The organism is Plantactinospora sp. GCM10030261 (assembly GCF_042666615.1).
Taxonomy (GTDB): Bacteria; Actinomycetota; Actinomycetes; order Mycobacteriales; family Micromonosporaceae; genus KBS50.
In genome coordinates this window covers 15,339-34,101 of sequence record NZ_JBHTDD010000018.1, presented here as the reverse complement: position 1 = coordinate 34,101, position 18,763 = coordinate 15,339, and the positions used below count along the sequence as shown (strand labels likewise).

Sequence of the window (18,763 nt, the reverse complement as noted above, 5' to 3'; positions counted from 1 at the left end):
CGGTATCCCTACCGGGGGCGTCCAACCCTGGGTAGCCGTCTATAGGATTGGCCGCGCGCCGAGCCGTGGACGCAGGGGAGGTCATGCGGTGACATCGGTAATCGTCAAGCGTCCGCCCCGCCGCCCGGCGCCGCCACTGCCGTCCGGCGAGGTGATGCTCGAGCCACCCCCGGAGACCCCCACCGCCGCTGGCAAGGGGTGGTCGCGGATGCTCATGGTGCTGCCCATGGCGGCCGGTGCCGCGGCGATGGGCCTGATGATGGGCGCCAGCGGCCGGAGTGGACCGCTGATGTACGTGGCCGGTGGCATGTACGGCGTCTCGATCATCGGCATGATGGCCATGATGTTCATGAACCAGTCCGGGCCGGGCAAGAAGGAGATGATCGAGGCCCGGCGGCAGTACATGCGCCAGCTGTCCCAGATGCGCGCGCAGATCCGCATTACGATCCGGGAGCAGCAGGAGGCCGTCCACTACCGGCACCCCGCCCCGGAGATGCTGTGGTCGACGGTCACCGGGGGCCGGCTCTGGGAGCGCCGACGCGCCGACGCCGACTTCACCGTGGTCCGGATCGGACTCGGTGACCAGGAGGTGGCGACGCCGCTGGTCCCGCCGCAGACCCGGCCCGTGGACGAACTGGAGCCGCTGTGCGCCATGGCGCTGCGGAAGTTCGTGGCCACCTACTCCGTCGTCCCGGACCTGCCGGTCGCCATCGCCCTGCGCGACTTCTCGCATGTCTACCTGCGCGGCGCCGACGGGCGGGTCCGTCCCCTGCTGCGCGCCCTGCTCGCCCAGATCGTCACCTTCCACGCCCCGGACGACCTGCTGATCGCGGTCTGCGTCGCCGAGGACCAGCGTCGGGATTGGGACTGGGCCAAGTGGCTGCCGCAGGCGCAGCACCCCGCCAAACTCGACGCCATCGGACCGATCCGGCTCTTCGCGCCGTCGGTCGCGTCGCTGGAGGCGATGCTTGACGACGTGCTGGCCAACCGGCCGCGGTTCGAGCCGTCGGCGGGGCCGGTGGCCGGTCCGCACGTCGTCGTCGTCATCGACGGCGGCTCCACCGCCGGCTCGGACCACCTGATGACCGAGGGCGGCGTGGCCGGCGTCACCATAGTTGATCTGTCGAACCAGCCCCCCCGGCTGCTCGACGAGAGCTCCGTCGTGCTGGACATCGGCCCCGAGGGCCTGATCACCGGTACCACGATGGACGGTGCCACGGAGGTCGGCCAGGCCGACTCACTGGACCTGGACAAGGCCGAGGTCCTGGCGCGGGAGCTGGCGCCGCTGCGGTTGTCCGCCACCTCGTACTCCGATGCCGGGGGTGGCGTCACCGTCGACCTCGGCCTCTCCGAACTGCTGAACCTCGGCTCGCCGTACGACTTCGATCTGGACCGGGCCTGGGCCAACCGTCCCAACCGGGACCGGCTCCGGGTGCCGATCGGGGTGGGGCCCGACGGGCGGCCCATCGAACTCGACCTCAAGGAGTCCGCGCAGGACGGCATGGGCCCACACGGCCTTCTGGTCGGCGCCACCGGTTCCGGCAAGAGCGAGCTGCTGCGAACGCTGGTGCTCGCCCTCGCTGTCACGCACAGTTCGGAGATCCTCAACTTCGTGCTCGTCGACTTCAAGGGCGGTGCGACGTTCAACTCGCTCGACCGGCTGCCGCACACCAGCGCCGTCATCACCAACCTGAAGGACCAGCTGCCGCTGCTCGACCGGATGCTCGGCGCCATCCAGGGCGAGCTGACCCGGCGGCAGGAACTGCTGCGGGACGCGGGCAACTACGCCTCCCAGCGGGACTACGAGCGGGCCCGGTCCGCCGGTGTGCCCCTCGACCCGCTGCCCAGCCTGCTGCTCATCGTGGACGAGTTCAGCGAACTGCTCAGCGACCGGCCGGACTTCGTCGACATGTTCGTGCAGATCGGTCGGGTGGGCCGGTCGCTCGGCATCCACCTGCTGCTCGCCTCGCAGAAGCTGGAGGAGGGCCGGCTGCGCGGGCTGGAGGCTCACCTGTCGTACCGGGTCGGGTTGCGGACCTTCTCCTCGATGGACAGCCGGGCGGTGCTCGGCGTTCCCGACGCGTACGAGTTGCCGCGGTCGCCGGGGCACGGCTACCTGCGGACCGGCACCGAAGGGCTGATCCGGTTCCGCGCCGCGTACGTCTCCGGGGTGATCAGGCAGGACGGCAGCCAGCCGACCGTGGGCGGTCGCCCGGTCGATCCGGTACGCGACTTCACCACCTACTATGTCGCCCCGCCACGCGACGACGCCCCCACCGAGACCGGCGAGTCCGAGGAGACAGCCGTCGGCGAGACCCTGATGGACGTGCTGGTGAGCCGGATGGAGGGTCAGGGCATGGCGGCGCACCAGGTGTGGCTGCCGCCACTGGAGGATCCGCCGACCCTGGGCCAGCTCATGGCTCCGATCGTGCACTCGCCCGAGCGTGGCCTCACCACGCAGAACCTCGACCCGCAGACCGCGCTGCATGGGATGGTCGGCATCATCGACAAGCCGTTCGAGCAGGCCCGCGAGCCGATGTGGCTCAACCTGTCCGGTGGTGGCGGCAACGTCGTGGTGGTCGGGGGCCTGCAGAGCGGCAAGACCACGTTCCTGCGTACGCTTGTCGGCAGCCTGGCGATCCGGCACACCCCGCGTGAGGTGCAGTTCTACGGGCTCGACTTCGGCGGCGGTGGTCTCATCGCGATGGCCGGCCTGCCGCACATCGGCGGGGTGGCCAGCCGGCGGAACGTCGACGCGGTCCGCCGGACGGTGGCCGAGCTGTACGGACTGATGCAGACCCGGGAGGCGCAGTTCGGCACCGACGGGATCGAGGGCATCGCGGCCTACCGGCGGGCCAAGCAGCAGGGGCGTTACACCGAGGACCAGTTCGGTGACGTCTTCTTTGTGGTGGACGGCTGGGAGACCCTCTGGAACGACTTCGAGGACCTGCGGCCGATGGTGAGCGAGCTGGCCAGCCGCGGCCTCGGTTTCGGCATCCACGTCCTCGGGTCGGCGAACCGGTGGATGGAGATCCGGCCCGCGGTCCGCGACTCGTTCGGCACGAAGATCGAGCTGCGGCTGGGCGAGCCGAGCGACTCGGTGATCAACCGCCGGGCGGCGGTGAACGTGCCGGAGGGGACCCCCGGCCGAGGGCTCACCCCGGACGGGTTCCACTTCCTCACCGGCATCCCCCGGCTGGACGGGGTGCAGCGGGTGGACGACCTGTCCGACGCGGTCTCCGAGTTCGTCAAGTACGCGCAGGCGTACTGGAACGGTCCGCCGGCGCCGGCGGTCCGGTTGCTGCCGGCCGAGTTGCCGTACGCCGCCCTGCCCGCGCCCCGGCGTGGCCGGCTGCCGATCGGTATCGCCGAGACCGATCTGGGCCCGGTGTATCTCGACTTCGACGCCGAGCCGCACGTGCTGCTGTTCGGCGACATCGAGAGCGGCAAGAGCGGGTTCCTGCGCAGCCTGGCCACTTCGATCATCACCAGTTACCAGCCCAGCGAGGCGCGGCTGATCCTGGTGGACCAGCGGCGCAGCATGCTGGGGTCGGTCGAGACCGAGCATCTCATCGGCTACGGCACCTCGCAGCAGACCACCGCCGACCTGGTCAAGCAGGTGGCCACGGTGATGCAGGAGCGGTTGCCCGGCCCGGAGGTGACGCAGGAGCAGTTGCGCAACCGGAGCTGGTGGTCGGGGCCGGAGCTGTACCTGCTGGTAGACGACTACGACCTGGTGGCCAGCGCCTCGGTGAACCCGCTCGCCCCGCTCCTGGAGTTCCTGCCCCAGGCCCGGGACATCGGCCTGCACGTGGTGATCACTCGCCGGATCGGCGGCGCCAGCCGGGCGATGTTCGACCCGGTGATCGCTCGGATCCGGGAACTCGCTTCGCCGGGTCTGATGCTCTCCGGTCCCAAGGAGGAGGGGCCGCTGTTCGGCAACATCAAGCCGCAGCTGCTGCCGCCGGGCCGCGGTTGGCTGATCACCCGCCGGGACGGCGCCCGGCTCGTGCAGCTCGCCTGGATGCCGCCGGCCGGCTGAGTGCGCGGAATGCCCCTCGCTCCACGCTGAGCGTCAGCGAGGGGCCCGCATTCAGCGGCGCGGCGTACCGATCTGCTGCCGTTCCGCCTCGGTCTGCGCGCACCACAGGTATCGCTCCGTGCCGCCGCTGGCGGTGGCCAGCATGTCCTCGTTCATCATCTGCAGGTAATGGTTCGTCGGACCGGTCAGCCGCAACGCGCTCACCGCCAGCGAAGCCTCCGCGGCGTCGAGCCGTTGCATGATCGCCAGATCGGCCGCCTGCACGGTCGGCAACCCGCGGCGGTCCAGCCGGCGCAACACGGTGAGGTGGGTCTGCCAGGCGCCTAGCGGTTGCGGGGCGGAGGCGCCGGTGACGCCGAGGTCGTGGACGACGAGAACCGGCTGGTGCGCGGTCGCGTTGAAGGCGAGGTGCTGCTCGGCGGCGAAGATGGTCACCCGGTCCTGCCGCCCGGTCGCGCGTTCGCCGAACCCCTGCCAGAGGAACGGCTCGGCCGTGATCACGGCGACCCGGGCGCCCAGGGCGAGCGCTCGGAACGCGATGAGCTTGCCGGCCCACACCCCGCCGATGACCGCGACCCGGGTCGGTTCGTACCGGAAGAACGGGACCGCGACCGCCGCCTTCTGCTGGTCGACTCCGAGGATCAGCCCGTTGGCGGAGGCCGGTGTCCGGAACCGGGCGAGCGCCGGGACGGACACCAGGTGGGATTGGATGTGTAGCCGGGAGAGCCGGCCCGGCGCGCCCGCGTCCTCGGGCGCGGACGGGTCGGGCGTGGGGGGCCGGTTCTCCTGGCCGGCTTCGGTGGCCGACCGTGGCTGCGCCAGAGGGGTGGCGCCGGAAACCGCTCGGGTCGAGCGTGCGGCGACCGCCTGGGCGGCGGCCTGTGCGGTGGCCACCGGAGCGGCGGCCTGCTGCTGTGCCGGTGCCGGAACGGGCGGCGCGGGGATGGCGGCCTCCCGGCCGACCACGGTGCCCGAGTGCGCAGCCTGCTGGGGGACGGCTGTCTGGTGCGGCGGGGGCGCGGCGGCCATCGCCGCGGATTGGACGCCGGCCCGCCCGACCCCTGGAGGGTTCGGTACGGCCGGACCCGCCGGGCTGCCGGGACCACCCGGCGCCGCGTCGGCGCCCTGGTCCGGCCGGACGGAGGCGCGACCGACGGACGGCCGGACCGGGTTCGGTGGCGCCGGGTACCGGTCGTCACCGCGGTGGTGGTCGGGTCCCTGGCTCATCGTGGTCCGCCCCCCGTCGGGGCGGAGGCGTACACCGCCGGCCCCTGTTCGCCGTCGACCGGGAACAAGTCGGCCCCCGCCTGCCGGGCGCCGGTGCCCACCAGGTGGGCGACCTGGCCCAGTTCGGCGGCGGGTGCGGCGATCCGGACCAACCCGCGCAGGTCCAGCAGACCGGAGCGCGGCTCCGGCATGAGGGTCAGCGCGATGGTGCTCATGGCGGCCGGCACCCCGGTCATCGCGCGCAGCACGGTGCCCACCTGGTCCACCTCCGGCCAGGTCCGCACCCAGAAGGTGCGGTGCGTCAGCCGGGCCGAGTGCCACTGGGTCCAGTCTTCCCTGGGCCGCACCGGCTCGGTTATCTCGGCGAGCGGCTCCAGATCGCAGGATCGCGCCAGGGCGTGCACCAGCGCCTCGGCGTCGAGCAGGCGATGCCCTAGCCGATGACGGGTGAGCGACCGGGCCACCCGGCGGGCCAGCGCCGCGGTCAACGCCGGCGCCTCGTCCAGGGCGCTGCCGTCCTGACCCATCGCCTCGGCGAGCGATCGGGCGTCCAGCCGTACCGTGAGCCAGGTGGTCTGGTCAGCCGGGATCTGCTCGCCGCCGAAGTTGGCGATCAGATGCCGGTACGAATATCCGGCCGGCACCGACGGGTGGGTGTCCACGCTGGGCGCGGGAACGGTCTGCACGACCACCTGGAGTACGGCGCCGGGCTGGTCGACGTCCATCAGCGCCTCGGCCAGCGTGTCGACGGGCACCTCCGTGGGGCTGTCGCCGGGAGCCCGGCTCACCTCGGCGACGGCGTACCAGCCGGCGGAGTCCCGGGCCACGCCGACGCGCGCACCGCTGGGCGTCTTCACGTCCTCGACGGACAGGCCGGGCGCCAACACCCGGAGCGCGTCCAGTCTGCGGTCACCGGTCGTCCCACCGGGATTGCGGCGCCGGCGCCGGTGGTCCCGCCGGATCAACCGCCGTTCCAGCCACCATCGGCCGCGATGCCTGGCCAGCGCCAGGGCGAGCAGCAGAACCGCCGCGACGCCCGCCCCGATCACGACAGCGATTCCGCTGGCGAGGCTGGCCAGTACCGCCACGATGGCGGCCTCCACGGCAAGCAGCTGCATCACGTGCAGCGAGCCGAGGTGGCCGGGCCGCCGCCGGGGACGCAGCACGGCCTCCGCCGTACCGGTCCGGACGACGTCGCGAGCCGGCTGTGGCGCGCTGGCGACGGTGTTGCCGTTCCGCTCGGTCATGCCGGCTCCTACCCCCTGCCTCGCCCGCTCGGGACGCCACCCGTGGCCCCCTCAGGGTGCCACCTCATCATAGAAGTCCGGCTTGGCCCGTCGGCCCGCCCCGCCGTCCACCGTCGGCGTCGGCCCCCGGGCCGCGCGCCGGGAGCCGTGCCCGTCGCCGCACCGGCCGCTCCACCGTGGCCGGTCGGCCGCTCAACTCATCGGGTGGCGGCCAGGAGGTCGTCGAGCATGAGGGTCCGCAGGTCGTCCCGGCTCGGCATCCGGCCGAGCGCCCGCAACCGACCGGACTGGGCCTTGCGCATACCCTCGATCAGCTTCCGGGCCTCGCGGGCGTTGCCGAAGTTGCGGTCCCGTTCGATCTGGCTGAACCACTCGTGCAGGGCCTCGTCCAATCCCTCGCCGAGCAGGTAGTCGTCGTTGCCGGCGATGCGCCGGACGATCAGGACGAGTTCGTCCGGGTCGTAGTTCTCGAACTCCAGGGTCTTCGCGAACCGGGACGCCAGGCCGGAGTTGGCGTCGAGGAAGTCCAGCATCTCGGTGGTGTAGCCGGCGACGATCACGGCCACCTTGTCCCGGTGGTCCTCCATGAGCTTCACCAGGGTGTCGATCGCCTCCTGGCCGAAGTCCGCACCCGTGCCGGCGGACCGGGACAGGGTGTACGCCTCGTCGATGAACAGGACGCCGCCCATCGCTTCCTCGAACACAGAGTTGGTCTTCTCCGCGGTGTGCCCGATGTACTGGCCGACCAGGTCCCGCCGGGAAACCTCCTTGAACTGCCCGTTCGGCAGCACGCCGAGGGCCTTGAGTAGTTGGCCGTAGACCCGGGCCACGGTGGTCTTACCGGTGCCCGGCGCACCGGTGAAAATGAGGTGGTGGCTGGCCGCACCGACGGCCAGCCCGGCGTTGCGCCGCCACTCGTTCACCTGGATCTCGTCGATGAGCGCCCGCACCTCGCTCTTCACGCTGGCCAGGCCGATCATCGAGTCGAGTTCGGCGAGCAGCTTCTCCACCTTCTCGGCGTCCTGGTGGGTCGCTCCCTCGACGGCCGCGATCCCGACCTTGGGGGCGCCGCCGGCACCGTCGAACGCCTTGATGGTGGGGGTGGCGCCCTCCTCCACCTGGATGCCGGGGGGCGCGGTGTCCTCCACCCGGGTGCCCGTGACCGATCCGGCACAGCCGGCGCCGAACAGGATCCCGACACCGCTGGTGTCGTGCACCCAGCTGTCCACAATGGTGGGGGAGCTGCCGTGGGCCACCGCGATGCCGACGTCCCCGGTGCGGAAGATGTCGCTGCGCTCGATCGTGGGCCGGCCGCCCTGGTACACGTACAGCCCGCGGTAACCGCAGTCCGCCACGGTGCTGTTGCGGATCGTCGGGTTGGCGCCGAGCCGGACGATGATCCCGTCGTCGGAGACGTCCCGCACCTCGCACTTGTCCAGCAGGCCCTCCGCGTCCTCGAACACGAAGCCGTGCTGGCCACCGGGGATCCGTACGTCGGTGGCGGTGAGGGCGGCACCGTCGGTGACGCTGACGCCCGCCCCGTACCGCGCGCTCGCCTCGCAATTCTCCACCGTCAGTCGCCCGCCGCGGGCGCTGACGGCCGGATAATCCGCCGCCTTGAGCACCAGGCCGCGCAGCGTGAGATCGGCGCCGACGGACGCGACCGCCGGGCCGCCGGCCTCCGTCGCGTCGATCGTCACCGAACCGGCCTCGCCGGCGGCGGTCAACGTCACCGCCGCCCGGCTGACCCGCACGGCCTCGGTGTAGGTGCCGGCGTCGATGCTGATGACGGTGCCGTCGGTGGCGATTTCGAGGGCGTCCCGGATCGTCGGGTACGCCCCGGCCTGCTGTGCCGAGACGGTAAGTGTGCGCGCCATGGCTCCACTCGGTGGGTTCGGTCGGAGGGAATCCTGTGTCGAGGCTACCGGTGCCGGAGCACCGGCGGAATCGACGACCGGGCCTGTGTCAAAGTCGCTGGCCGGCCCGGGACTGTGACATCGGGCCCCAGGTTACCCGCCGCCCGAATGACGTGATCATCGCCCGGCTCGGGCCCGCCGCCGGGTCGTCTGTGGCTCAGTTGACCGGCTCGGCCATGGCGTGCAGCAGCGTCCGGATGGCGTCCCGCAGGTCGGCCCGGTGCTCCGGGGTGCCCGGTGGCGGTGCGGTGCGGGCCCCGGCGCCGATGAGCCGGTCGAACAGCAGGCCGTCGACGAAGGAGACGAACCAGACGCCGGCCCGGTCCGGGCGTGGGTGTCCCATCCGGCCGAGTAGGGCCCGGGCCTGCGCGCGGGAGGCGTCGCCGTGCGCCAGGATTCGCCGCAACTCGGGATGGTGGTTGGCCTCCAGCAGGCAGGCGTACCGGGCCAGGGTCCGCTGCCTCCCGGTGCTGAGCCAGGCGTCCAGGGTGGCCGCGATGCCGGTGGCGAGGTGGTCGAGGTCGGCGGTGGACAGCGGGGTCGGGTCCACCGGCGGTTCCGGTCCGTCGGGGAGCTGGTTGGCCGCCAGGTCGGCCCGGTCGAGGTCGGCGACGCGCCGCACCACCGCCTCGACGAGCGCCCGGCGGGTCCGCAGGTACGCGGAGGTGGTGCCCAGCGGTACGCCGGCTCGCGCGTCGACGGCCCGGTGGGTCAGCCCGCGCATGCCGCCCTCGGCGACGATCTCGATCGCGGCGTCCGCGAGCAGCGCGATCCGGTCACCGCGTGCCGCCACGTCGCACCCCTTCCGTCGGCCGTTCTACGGATGTAGTATGCCACTTCTACATCTGTAGAAGGAGTGATGAGAGATGAGCGTGCGCAACGCCGTCGTGATCGGCGGCGGCATCGGCGGGCTCGCCGCCGCGGTCGCCCTGCACCGTGGGGGGTCGCAGGTCACGGTCCTGGAACGGGCGGCCGAGATCCGGGCGGTGGGTGCCGGCATCACGCTGCAGGCGAACGCGGTGCGCGCGCTGGAATCGCTCGGGCTCGCCGAGGCCGCGTGCGCCGCCGGGGCAACGGGGGCCACCGGCGGCGTGCGCGACCGGCGTGGCCGGTGGTTGTCCCGGGTGGACCACGCGGACATGGTCCGGGTGCTGGGCACCGACGCGATCGGCATCCACCGCGCCGACCTGCACGAGGTGCTGCGTTCGGCGCTCCCGGCGGCGGCGCTGGTGACCGGTGCCGAGGTGGTGGACGTCGATCCCGGCGACCCGAGAGATCCGGCCGCCCTCGCCACCGTCCACGTCCGCCGTGCCGACGCGCCGGAGAAGATGACCGCCGAACTGGTGGTGGCCGCCGACGGCATCTGGAGCACGGTCCGCGGCAAACTCTGGCCGGACCTGCCGGACCCGGTGTACGCGGGCACCACCGCGTGGCGAGGTGTCGTGGCGGTCGACGGGCCGATGCCGGTGGCCATCACGTGGGGACCGGGCGCCGAGTTCGGGATGGTCCCGATCGGCGGTAACCGGATCTACTGGTTCGGCGCGGTCAACTCGCCGCCCGGTGACCGCCGGCCGGACGAACTCGCCACGGTGCGGGACCGGTTCGGCTCCTGGCACGATCCGATCCCGGCGCTGCTCGCCGCCACCGAGCCGGACGCGGTGCTCCGGGACGACCTGCACCATCTCGCCACGCCGTTGCCCAGCTACGTCGCCGGCCGGGTCGCCATCCTCGGTGACGCGGCGCACGCGATGACGCCGAACCTCGGGCAGGGAGCCGCCCAGGCCCTGGAGGACGCCGTGATCCTGGCCGCCACCTGCGGAGTCCCGGCCGACGCGGGGCAGCACCACAACGCGACCGCGGGCGGCTCCGACCTGGCTGCCGCGCTCGCCTCGTACGACCGGACGCGCCGGCCCCGCTCCCAGGAGGTCGCCCGCGCCTCGGCTCGGATCGGCCGGATGGGCCAGCAACTGGCGAATCCGGTGCTGGTGGCGATGCGCGACGCGGCGATGCGGATGACCCCGCCGAGCGCCGCGCTGCGCTCGATGACCCGCTACGCGGCCTGGCGACCGCCGGGCTGAGCCGGCTCGGCCGGCGCCGGCGGCGTCGGGTCACCGGGCTGAGCCGGCTCGGCCGGCGCCGGCGGCGTCGGGTCACCGGGCTGAGCCGGCTCGGCCGGCGCCGGCGGCGTCGGGTCACTCGGCTGGTCCCGCCGCAGTCCCAGGCCGAGCGCGACGGTGAGCAGGACGACGATCGTCGCGCCGATGCCGGCGGTGACGATCAACGCCGAGGTGAACGCGGTCCGTGCGGCGTCGAGCAACTCGGCCGCCTGCTCGGCGGGTAGCCGTCCGGCGAGCACCGTGGCGGCGGCGATCGTCTCCCGGGCAGCGTCGGTGTCCGGACCGGCCAGCGGGTCGCCCGTGGGCCATGGCGTCCCGGCCATGCCGCTGCGGTAGACGGCCGCACCGACGCTGCCCAGCAACGCCATGCCGAGAGTGGAACCGAACACGTTGACGGTCTCCGACACGGACGCCGCCGAGCCGGCCCGCTCCGGTGGTGCCGATCCGACCACCATGCCGGTGCCGAGCACGAACAGCGGCCCGACCCCGAGCGCGACGACGGCGACCCCGGCCGCCACCAACGGCACCGAACCGGTGTTACCGACCGTGGTCACCGCGACGAGCCCCACGACGGCGCAGCCCAGGCCGGTGAGCATCGTCCGGGCCGGGGTGAGCCGGCGCAGCGCCAGCGGAGCCAGCAGGGTGCCGGCGGCGATGCCCAGCCCGGTGGGCGCCTGCCACAGGCCGGCCGCGCCCGGCGAGAGCGCGCCGACGCTCTGCACCCACTGGGTGCTCAGCAGGCCCAGCCCGGCGAGGGTGCCGGAGGCGACAAGCATCGCGGGCAGCACCACCCGGATCGCCGGGAGCCGCACCAGCCCCAGGTCGAGCAGCGGGTTCGTGAGGCGGAGCTGCCGCCGGACGAAAACCACGCCGACGGCCAGGCCGACGGCGATCGCCGCGGCGGGCCGGACCGGGCCGGTCCCGCCGCCCACCGCGAACTCCTTCACGCCGTACACGACGGGCAGGATCGCGCCCAGCGAGAGCAGCACGCTGAGCAGGTCGAGCCGGCCGGCGTCCGGGTTGCGGTACTCGGGCAGCAGCATCGGACCGACCACCAGCAGCACCACCATCACGGGAACGGCGAGCAGGAAGACCGAGCCCCACCAGAAGTGTTCGAGCAGGAGGCCACCGACCACCGGTCCGAGTGCGGCGCCGCCGAACTGGCAGGCGGCCCAGAGCGAGATGGCCCGGGCGCGCTGCCGACTGTCGCGGAACATGTTGCTGATCAGGGCGAGGGTGGACGGAGAGATGCTGGCTCCGGCCACGCCGAGCAGCGCCCGCGCCACGATGAGCCAACCGGCGCCTGGTGCGTAGGCGGCCAGGACCGAGGCGGCGGTGAAAGCCACCGCGCCGATCAGCAGCAGCCGGCGACGGCCGATCCGGTCACCGAGCGTCCCCATGGTGACCAGGAACCCGGCGAGCAGGAAGCCGTACGCGTCGGAGATCCAGAGCTGCTGGCTGCTGGTTACTCCGAGGTCGGCGCTCAGGTGCGGCAGCGCCAGGAACAATGCCCCGATGTCCAGCGCCACCAGCAGGGTGGGCAGGGCCAGTGCCGCCAGTCCGAGCCATTCCCGGCGACCGGCCCGGACCACCGGGTGGGTCGGTATCACCTCGTGCATCGCTTCGTCCTCTCCGTCGCGCGCCCGCTCGGGGCCCTCGTGTGGAGAGGTCGGAGTGGATCGGCGGGATCCGACACGGCTCACTCCATGCCGGCGTCCTCCGGCGTGCCCCGGGCCAGGCCGGCCAGGGTCGCCAGCGCGCCGCGCAGCGCGGTGTGGGGTGGGGAGGCGAGCGCCAGTCGTACCGCGTGGGGAGACCGGGACCGGCCGACGGCGAACGCGGCGGCCGGGGTGACGGCGATGCCGCGGCGGGCGGCCGCCGCGACGAACGTCTCCGCCCGCCACGGCTCGGGCAACCGCCACCAGCAGTGGTACGAACCGGCGCCGGCGCGTACGTCGAAGTCGGCAAGCACGTCCCGGACGATCGCCTGCCGGGCGGCGGCGTCCCGGCGCTTGCCCTGCTGCACGGTGGCCACCGTCCCGTCGGCGATCGCGGCGGTGCCGGCGGCCAGGGCGAACCCGGTCGCGGCCCAGCCGCCGGACCGGACGGCCGTGCCGACGCGTTCGACAAGGGCGCCGGGCGGCACGAGGAAGCCCAGGCTGAGTCCCGGCGCGAGGCGCTTGGACAGGCTGTCGACGAGCAGCACGAGGTCCGGCGCGAGCGCGGCCAGCGGGGACTGGTCGTCGCGGAGGAAGGCGTAGATCCCGTCCTCGATCGCGGGCAGGGCCAGGTCGCGCAGCGCGTCGGCGATCTCCGCGCGTCGCCGGGGTGGCATGGTGACGCCGACCGGGTTGTGCAGGATCGGTTGCAGGTACACAGCGTGCAGCGGGGTCGCGGCGTGCGCGGCGCGCAGGGCGTCGGGCAGCAGGCCGTCGTCGTCCATCGCGATCGGCACCAGCGACAGGCCCAGCCGGGTCGCGAGGGCCTTGACCACGGGATAGGTCAGTTCCTCCACGCCCAGCCGGCCGCCGAACGGGACCTGGGCGGCGATGGCGGCGGCGATCGCTTGCCGCCCGTTGCCGGCGAACAGCAGGTGCCGAGGGTCGGGGGACCAGCCGTCCCGGGTGAGCAGGTCGGCGACCAGGTCCCGGGCCCGTGGCGTGCCGGCCACGCCGACCGGGCGGACCGCTGCCGCCAGCACCTCCGGGGTGAGCAGTGGTCGCAGCGCCCCGGCCAGCAGGGCCGCCTGCTCGTCCACCGCCGGGAAGTTCATCTCCAGGTCGACAGCGGTGCCGGCCGGCTCGGCGAGTGCCGGTTCCGGGGCTGGTGCCCCACCCCGGACGAACGTCCCACGTCCCACCTCGCCGACCACCAGGCCGCGCCGGACCAGTTCCTGGTAGACCCGAGCCGCGGTGGACGGGGCGATTCGCCGGTCGCGGGCGAACCGGCGCTGCGGGGGAAGGCGCGCGCCGGCCCGCAGCCGGCCGGCCGCGATGTCGGCCGCCAGCGCGTCGGCGATGGTCCGGAAGTCGTCTCTCATTGCTCCGAGTGCAATTGGAAGTATTGCACTCGAATATTGCCCCTCATAGCCTCGATACGTCAACCCCGGCCAGGAGGAGGTCCGCGGATGCCTTCCGCAACGATCAACGGCATCACCATCGCGTACGAGGACACGGGCGACGGTCGTCCGCTCGTCCTCGTGCACGGGCATCCGTTCGACCGGTCCATGTGGCGGCCCCAGATCGAGCGGTTCGGCGCGGCGGGCTACCGGGTCATCGCCCCCGACCTGCGCGGCTACGGCGCCAGCGGCGTCGTGCCCGGCAAGACTCCGCTCACCACCTTCGCCACCGACCTCGCCGGACTGCTCGATCATCTCGGCGTGACCGGAATCGTCCTCGGTGGACTGTCCATGGGCGGGCAGATCGTGATGGAGTTCCAGCGGCTGTTCCCGGAGCGGGTGCGTGGGCTGCTGCTCGCGGACACGACCGACGCCGCGGACACCGAGCAGGGCCGCCAGTTGCGGGTGGAGACCGCGGACCGGGTGCTGCGCGACGGCATGGCGGCGTACGCGGACGAGTTGCTGCCCCGCATGCTCGCCGCCGACACCATCGCGAACCGGCCGGAGGTCGCCGCCCATGTGCTGGCGATGATGCGGGGGACCCCGGCGGCGGGAGCGGCGGCCGCGCTGCGGGGTCGCGCCGAACGGCCCGACTACGCCGACGTGCTCGCCGGTGTCGCGGTGCCGGCCGTCGTGGTGGGCGGCACCGAGGACGGCTACACCACGGTCGACGAGATGCGGGCGATGACCGGCCGCATTCCCGGCGCCAGCCTCACGGTGATCCACGGTGCCGGCCACATGCCGAACCTGGAACGGCCCGAGGAGTTCAACCGGGCCGTCGCCGCGCTGCTCGGGGCGGTCGGCGACCGCTGATCGGGGTACGGCCGCTCCTGACCCACTCGATCTCCTGACCCACTCGATGTCCTGACCCACTCGGTGTCTTGGCCCGCTCGGTGTGCGGTATGTCGCGGGGTTGGCGGTGCCGGAACCGCCCGACATGCCGCACACCGAGTGGATCTTGGGACCGGGGGATCCGGGTCGGCGGCTCGGGTCGGCGGCTCGGGTCGGCGGCGACCCGGCGGGCGGCTGGCTTCGTCACGGGCTGGCGGCGAGGAAGATGAACGCGGCCAGCAGCGAGAGGTGCACCCCACCCTGCAACAGGGTCGCCCGCCCGGGGACGACGGTCAGGACACCAGCGACGACGGTGAGGGCGAGCAGCGTCATCTGGGTGCCACCGAGGCCGAGTAACAGCGGTCCGTCGAGCCAGATCGACGCGATGGCGATGGCCGGGATGGTGAGTCCGATGCTCGCCATCGCGGAACCCAGCGCCAGGTTGAGGCTGATCTGCACTCGGTCGTTGCGCGCCGCCCGGGACGCGGCGAGCGTCTCCGGCAGCAGCACCAGCAGCGCGATGATCACACCGACAAAGCTGTGTGGCAGCCGCGCCGCGGCCACCCCCGACTCGATCGCCGGCGACACCGTCTTGGCGTCCCCGACAACCGCGATCAGCGCCACGACGAGCAGGGCCAGGCTGGTCAGCGCCGCGCCGTTGGACGGCGGGTCGGCGTGTTCCTCGGCCTGCACGACGGCGCCCTGCCGGTCGACCGGCAGGAAGTAGTCGCGGTGCCGTCCGGTCTGCACCAGCACGAACAGCCCGTACAGGCCGAGCGAGGCGACCGCCGCGAAGGCGAGCTGGGCAGGGGAGAACTCCGGGCCCGGCCGGCTGGTGGTGAAGTTGGGGACGACCAGGCTGAGCGTGGCGAGGGTGGCCACGGTGGCCAGCGCGCCGCCGGTGCCCTCCGGGTTGAACATCGCCACCCGGCGACGCAGGGCGCCGATCAGCAGTGCGAGTCCCAGGATGCCGTTACAAGTGATCATGACGGCGGCGAAGACGGTGTCCCGGGCGAGTGACTGGGTCTTCTCACCCCCGCTGATCATCAGTGTCACGATGAGGGCTACCTCGATCACCGTGACCGCCACCGCGAGCACCAATGACCCGTACGGTTCGCCGACCCTATGTGCGACCACCTCGGCGTGGTGCACGGCGGCCAGCACCGCGCCGGCCAGGAACAGCGCCGTTACCGCCACAACCGCCGGCGGGAGTTCCCGACCCCAGGTGAGGATCAGCACGATCAACGCCACGACGGGTACGACGAATGTCCAGTCGGTGATCCGGGCACGGAGTTGGGCGATCATGAGATCAACTTTGCCAGATCAGAGGTCGGAAGGGCAGGCTGCCGCTGTTCGGCGTTCCGCGCCACACCGGCCCGCGGGAGCGGTCAGCTCTCCGCGAACCGGTACAGCACGAAGTCCTTCCCCGAGCCGCAGACGAGCGCCTCGGCGCTCCACGAGCAGGAGGCGGTGCGGACGTCGGCCAGCAGCCCCAACTCGCGGGGCTTGCCGGTGTGCCCGCCGAGCCACGCCACGCTGTGGTCGCCCTCGCTGGTGCTCGGCGGCTGCGCGAAGGCCAGCAGGTTCCCGTTGTCGAGCTTCACGGCGACGCCCTGGCGGTCGGCACGAAGTACCGCGCCCGACTCGTCGAACAGGGTGGTCGAGGGCTGAGGGGACGGGCGTCCGGCCAGCAGCCGGGTTCCGAGCGGCACCAGGGTCCGGGCGTTCGGCGCCGGCCACGACACCGCGCCTTCACCTTCGGCGCCCGCCACCACCCGCGCGCTAGCCGCCTCGAAGTTGTTCGTCTCCAGTACGCACGCCCGGTGCTCGCCGCACGCCACCAGCGCCTCCGGCCGCCGCTGGTCGCCCTCGGCGACGTACAGCGCCGTCGGTTCCCCCAGCGACGTCAGGTCGTACGCGAGGAGCCGGTACCCGCCGTCCCTGTTCGCCACGTACAGGCGGTCACCATGCGCCGCCACCAGATCGTCGTGGTCCGCGACGTCGGTCCGGCTCCGCAGGATCCGCCCGCTCGACATGTCGATCAGACGGACCGATCGGTCGGCGCCGACCTGGACAAGCTGGCCACCGTCACCGAGCCAAGGCGCCCGGGGCGTCCCGTCGGGAAAGGCCGAGCCACCGGCGGCCTCGTCGGTGCCGACCAGGTGAACGCTGGTGGCCGCCCCGTCGTATGTGTCGCGTGGGTTGTCGTGCGTCCAGCGCGGGTCGCCGCCCTTCAGATCAAGGCCGATGAGCTGGTCCTCGTGCCGGTCGAGGAGCACCGCCACCTCGGCGCCGAAGAGAAGTTCGTCGTCACCGTGGATGGTGCGGTCCCACCGCGTCCCGCCGGTGGTGGCGTCGAGGACCTCGAGGGGCCGCGGGTCGTCGCCGGTCTCCGCACCGAGGACCGCGACTGCGCTGGGCAGCGCCACGATCCGCCCCCAGTCGTCCGCCTCGGTCCGGGTCTCCCGACGCCAGGTCTCCGCGCCGGTCCGGGCGTCCACCGCGACCACCGCCAGCCGGTCGTCGTCGATTGAGTACGCCAGGTAGGCGCGGTCGCCGAGCACCGCCGTGAACATGTCGCGGGGCCGCTCGTCGGCCGCCGGGATCCGCTCCACCTCGTTGAGGCTCTGGTAGTCCAGCTCCGGGTGGCGGTCCCGGGTCAGGTAGAGGACGGCCGCGGTGGCGACCCCGGCGAGGGCGGCCACGGCACCGAGCGTGATCCAGAGTGCTCGGCGGTGGAACACGCCGGACCGGGCCGGGGCACCGGGGAATCCGCCGGGGGTGGGAGATGCCGGCGGGCCGGAGAAGGGTTGGACGGGTGTCGGCCCGTCGAGCGGCGGCGCGGCGGGCCCGGTCCTCGGCGTCGGCACACCGTTTCGGGCGGCCGGCGGGGACGCCAGCACATCGGGTGGCGTCGGTGGTTCGGCGTGCGCGGGTGGCGTCGGCAGGCCGGCGTGTGCGGGCGCCGCTGGTGGTATCGGCGGACCGGCCGGTGCCGCCGGCCGGCCGGCCTGCGCGGGCGCCGCGGGTGGTGTCGGCGGACCCGCCGGCACCGGCACCGGTCGCCGGGTGGGCAGGTCCGTGAGGGCGCCCTCGGCCACCGGCAGTTCCGGCTGTTCTCCGACGGTCGGCGCCACCCCGAGTTCGGCGTGCAGCATCCGGGCCACCAGCGGCACCCGGGACGAGCCGCCCACCAGGAACAGTCCGGCGAGCTGGTCCGGGGTGAGCCCCGCGGCGGCCACCACCTCCCGGGTCTCCGCCACCGCCCGGCTCAGCAGCGGAGCGGCCAGCCGCTCCAGATCCTCCCGGGTCAGCCGTACCGTCTCCTCCAGTCCCGGCACGGCGACCGGCGCGACGGTGCCGCGGGACAGCATCTCCTTCGCTCCCCGGATGTTCTCCCAGAACTGGTGTCGGTCCCGCCACCCGGATGTCGTCTCGGGAGCGGTCAACCGCTGCCAGACGGCCGGATTCCCGTCGGCGATCCGCTGCCCGACGAGCAGCACCAGCGCCGCGTCGAGGTCCAGGCCGCCGAGGTCCCCGACGCCGCCGGCGGCGGCGACCGTGAAGCCCGAGTCGCCCCACGGATCGGCGCCCTCGTTGCGGACCACGGCGATGTCGAGTGTGCCGCCACCGAAGTCGAAGACCGCGATGGCCGCCCCGACCGGCACCGGTCGCAGCAACACCTCGGTGTAGTACCGGGCGGCCGCCACCGGTTCGCGTAGCAGCCGGGTGCCGATCGGGATCGGGCCGGACATCGTGTGCTCGGCGGCCGGCGGCCAACCGGCGCGGACCAGGGCATCGGCCAACACCCGACGGCGCCGCTCGTCCCACGTCGCCGGGCAGGTGATCACGGCCGGGGGAAGGAAACCCACCGCCGACACCGCGGCGTCGGCGATGGTCCGCAGGATCGCGGCGAACAGTTCCGCCGGGTCGTATTCGCGGTCACCGAGCAGTACGCCGGGCTCGTCGACGCGTCGCTTGGGGTTCGGTTCGAAGCGGATCGGATCGGCCTGCGCCAGTCGCTGCGCGTCCCGGCCGACGTGCAGCAGTCCATCCTGATCCGCGTACACCCCGGACGGCAGGATGGGCTGCCCGTCGATCAGTAGTGGCCGGGTCCGCCCGTCCGGCCGGCGAAGCACGGCCACCGTGTTGGACGTCCCGAGGTCGACGCTCAGGGCGAACCCGTCGTGCTGGTCTGCCATCTGTGGAATTCCTCCGCGCGACTTGGCACCGGCTCCGCATGGTACGCAGCGGGCCCGGTGCCT

The 18,763-nt window shown here is 73.1% G+C and carries 11 protein-coding genes; 3 read left to right on the top strand and 8 right to left on the bottom strand.

The window, feature by feature from the left end:
- Positions 1–88 precede the first annotated feature (88 nt).
- Positions 89–4,042, top strand: a complete 3,954-nt coding sequence (eccCa, locus tag ACFQUZ_RS20830; RefSeq protein WP_377444776.1) for a type VII secretion protein EccCa — start codon at positions 89–91, stop codon at positions 4,040–4,042.
- A gap of 51 nt (positions 4,043–4,093) precedes the next feature.
- On the opposite strand, the gene ACFQUZ_RS20825 is transcribed toward eccCa, so the two are convergent.
- From ACFQUZ_RS20825 to ACFQUZ_RS20810, 4 genes are all read right to left on the bottom strand, one after another.
- Positions 4,094–5,071, bottom strand: a complete 978-nt coding sequence (locus ACFQUZ_RS20825; RefSeq protein WP_377444774.1) for a hypothetical protein — start codon at positions 5,069–5,071, stop codon at positions 4,094–4,096.
- 194 nt (positions 5,072–5,265) lie between these two features.
- Positions 5,266–6,516, bottom strand: coding sequence for a type VII secretion protein EccE (locus ACFQUZ_RS20820; protein ID WP_377444771.1), 1,251 nt, complete (start codon positions 6,514–6,516; stop codon positions 5,266–5,268).
- 197 nt (positions 6,517–6,713) lie between these two features.
- Positions 6,714–8,393 (bottom strand): right-handed parallel beta-helix repeat-containing protein, encoded by a 1,680-nt coding sequence (locus ACFQUZ_RS20815; protein WP_377444768.1) that lies wholly within the window; start codon positions 8,391–8,393, stop codon positions 6,714–6,716.
- Between the two features lie 196 nt (positions 8,394–8,589).
- Complete coding sequence (locus ACFQUZ_RS20810; RefSeq protein ID WP_377444766.1) at positions 8,590–9,225, bottom strand: TetR/AcrR family transcriptional regulator; 636 nt, start codon at positions 9,223–9,225, stop codon at positions 8,590–8,592.
- 73 nt (positions 9,226–9,298) lie between these two features.
- On the opposite strand from ACFQUZ_RS20810, the gene ACFQUZ_RS20805 reads away from it, so the two are divergent.
- Positions 9,299–10,510: an FAD-dependent monooxygenase gene (locus tag ACFQUZ_RS20805; RefSeq protein ID WP_377444764.1), complete on the top strand. Its 1,212-nt coding sequence runs from the start codon at positions 9,299–9,301 to the stop codon at positions 10,508–10,510.
- Here the strand turns inward: ACFQUZ_RS20805 and ACFQUZ_RS20800 are convergent.
- Positions 10,483–12,168 carry an MFS transporter gene (locus ACFQUZ_RS20800; RefSeq protein ID WP_377444761.1) on the bottom strand — a complete coding sequence of 562 codons (1,686 nt, stop codon included), beginning with the start codon at positions 12,166–12,168 and terminating at the stop codon, positions 10,483–10,485. The genes ACFQUZ_RS20805 and ACFQUZ_RS20800 overlap by 28 nt on opposite strands.
- An 80-nt stretch (positions 12,169–12,248) precedes the next feature.
- Complete coding sequence (locus ACFQUZ_RS20795) at positions 12,249–13,589, bottom strand: PLP-dependent aminotransferase family protein (protein ID WP_377444759.1); 1,341 nt, start codon at positions 13,587–13,589, stop codon at positions 12,249–12,251.
- Between the two features lie 87 nt (positions 13,590–13,676).
- On the opposite strand from ACFQUZ_RS20795, the gene ACFQUZ_RS20790 reads away from it, so the two are divergent.
- Positions 13,677–14,480 (top strand): alpha/beta fold hydrolase, encoded by an 804-nt coding sequence (locus tag ACFQUZ_RS20790; RefSeq protein WP_377444756.1) that lies wholly within the window; start codon positions 13,677–13,679, stop codon positions 14,478–14,480.
- A gap of 222 nt (positions 14,481–14,702) precedes the next feature.
- On the opposite strand, the gene ACFQUZ_RS20785 is transcribed toward ACFQUZ_RS20790, so the two are convergent.
- Positions 14,703–15,803 (bottom strand): calcium:proton antiporter, encoded by a 1,101-nt coding sequence (locus tag ACFQUZ_RS20785; protein WP_377444753.1) that lies wholly within the window; start codon positions 15,801–15,803, stop codon positions 14,703–14,705.
- An 83-nt stretch (positions 15,804–15,886) separates the two neighbouring features.
- Positions 15,887–18,700 carry an Hsp70 family protein gene (locus tag ACFQUZ_RS20780; RefSeq protein ID WP_377444750.1) on the bottom strand — a complete coding sequence of 938 codons (2,814 nt, stop codon included), beginning with the start codon at positions 18,698–18,700 and terminating at the stop codon, positions 15,887–15,889.
- Positions 18,701–18,763 lie beyond the last annotated feature (63 nt).

What these genes read in the sequence shown, in the direction of transcription:
- ACFQUZ_RS20805 (WP_377444764.1), top strand. Translation starts at nt 9,299, where the DNA reads ATGAGCGTGCGCAACGCCGTCGTGATCGGCGGCGGCATCGGCGGGCTC.
- ACFQUZ_RS20790 (WP_377444756.1), top strand. Translation starts at nt 13,677, where the DNA reads ATGCCTTCCGCAACGATCAACGGCATCACCATCGCGTACGAGGACACG.
- ACFQUZ_RS20800 (WP_377444761.1), bottom strand. Translation starts at nt 12,168, where the DNA reads ATGCACGAGGTGATACCGACCCACCCGGTGGTCCGGGCCGGTCGCCGG.
- ACFQUZ_RS20795 (WP_377444759.1), bottom strand. Translation starts at nt 13,589, where the DNA reads ATGAGAGACGACTTCCGGACCATCGCCGACGCGCTGGCGGCCGACATC.
- ACFQUZ_RS20815 (WP_377444768.1), bottom strand. Translation starts at nt 8,393, where the DNA reads ATGGCGCGCACACTTACCGTCTCGGCACAGCAGGCCGGGGCGTACCCG.
- ACFQUZ_RS20820 (WP_377444771.1), bottom strand. Translation starts at nt 6,516, where the DNA reads ATGACCGAGCGGAACGGCAACACCGTCGCCAGCGCGCCACAGCCGGCT.
- ACFQUZ_RS20785 (WP_377444753.1), bottom strand. Translation starts at nt 15,803, where the DNA reads ATGATCGCCCAACTCCGTGCCCGGATCACCGACTGGACATTCGTCGTA.
- ACFQUZ_RS20780 (WP_377444750.1), bottom strand. Translation starts at nt 18,700, where the DNA reads ATGGCAGACCAGCACGACGGGTTCGCCCTGAGCGTCGACCTCGGGACG.
- ACFQUZ_RS20825 (WP_377444774.1), bottom strand. Translation starts at nt 5,071, where the DNA reads ATGGCCGCCGCGCCCCCGCCGCACCAGACAGCCGTCCCCCAGCAGGCT.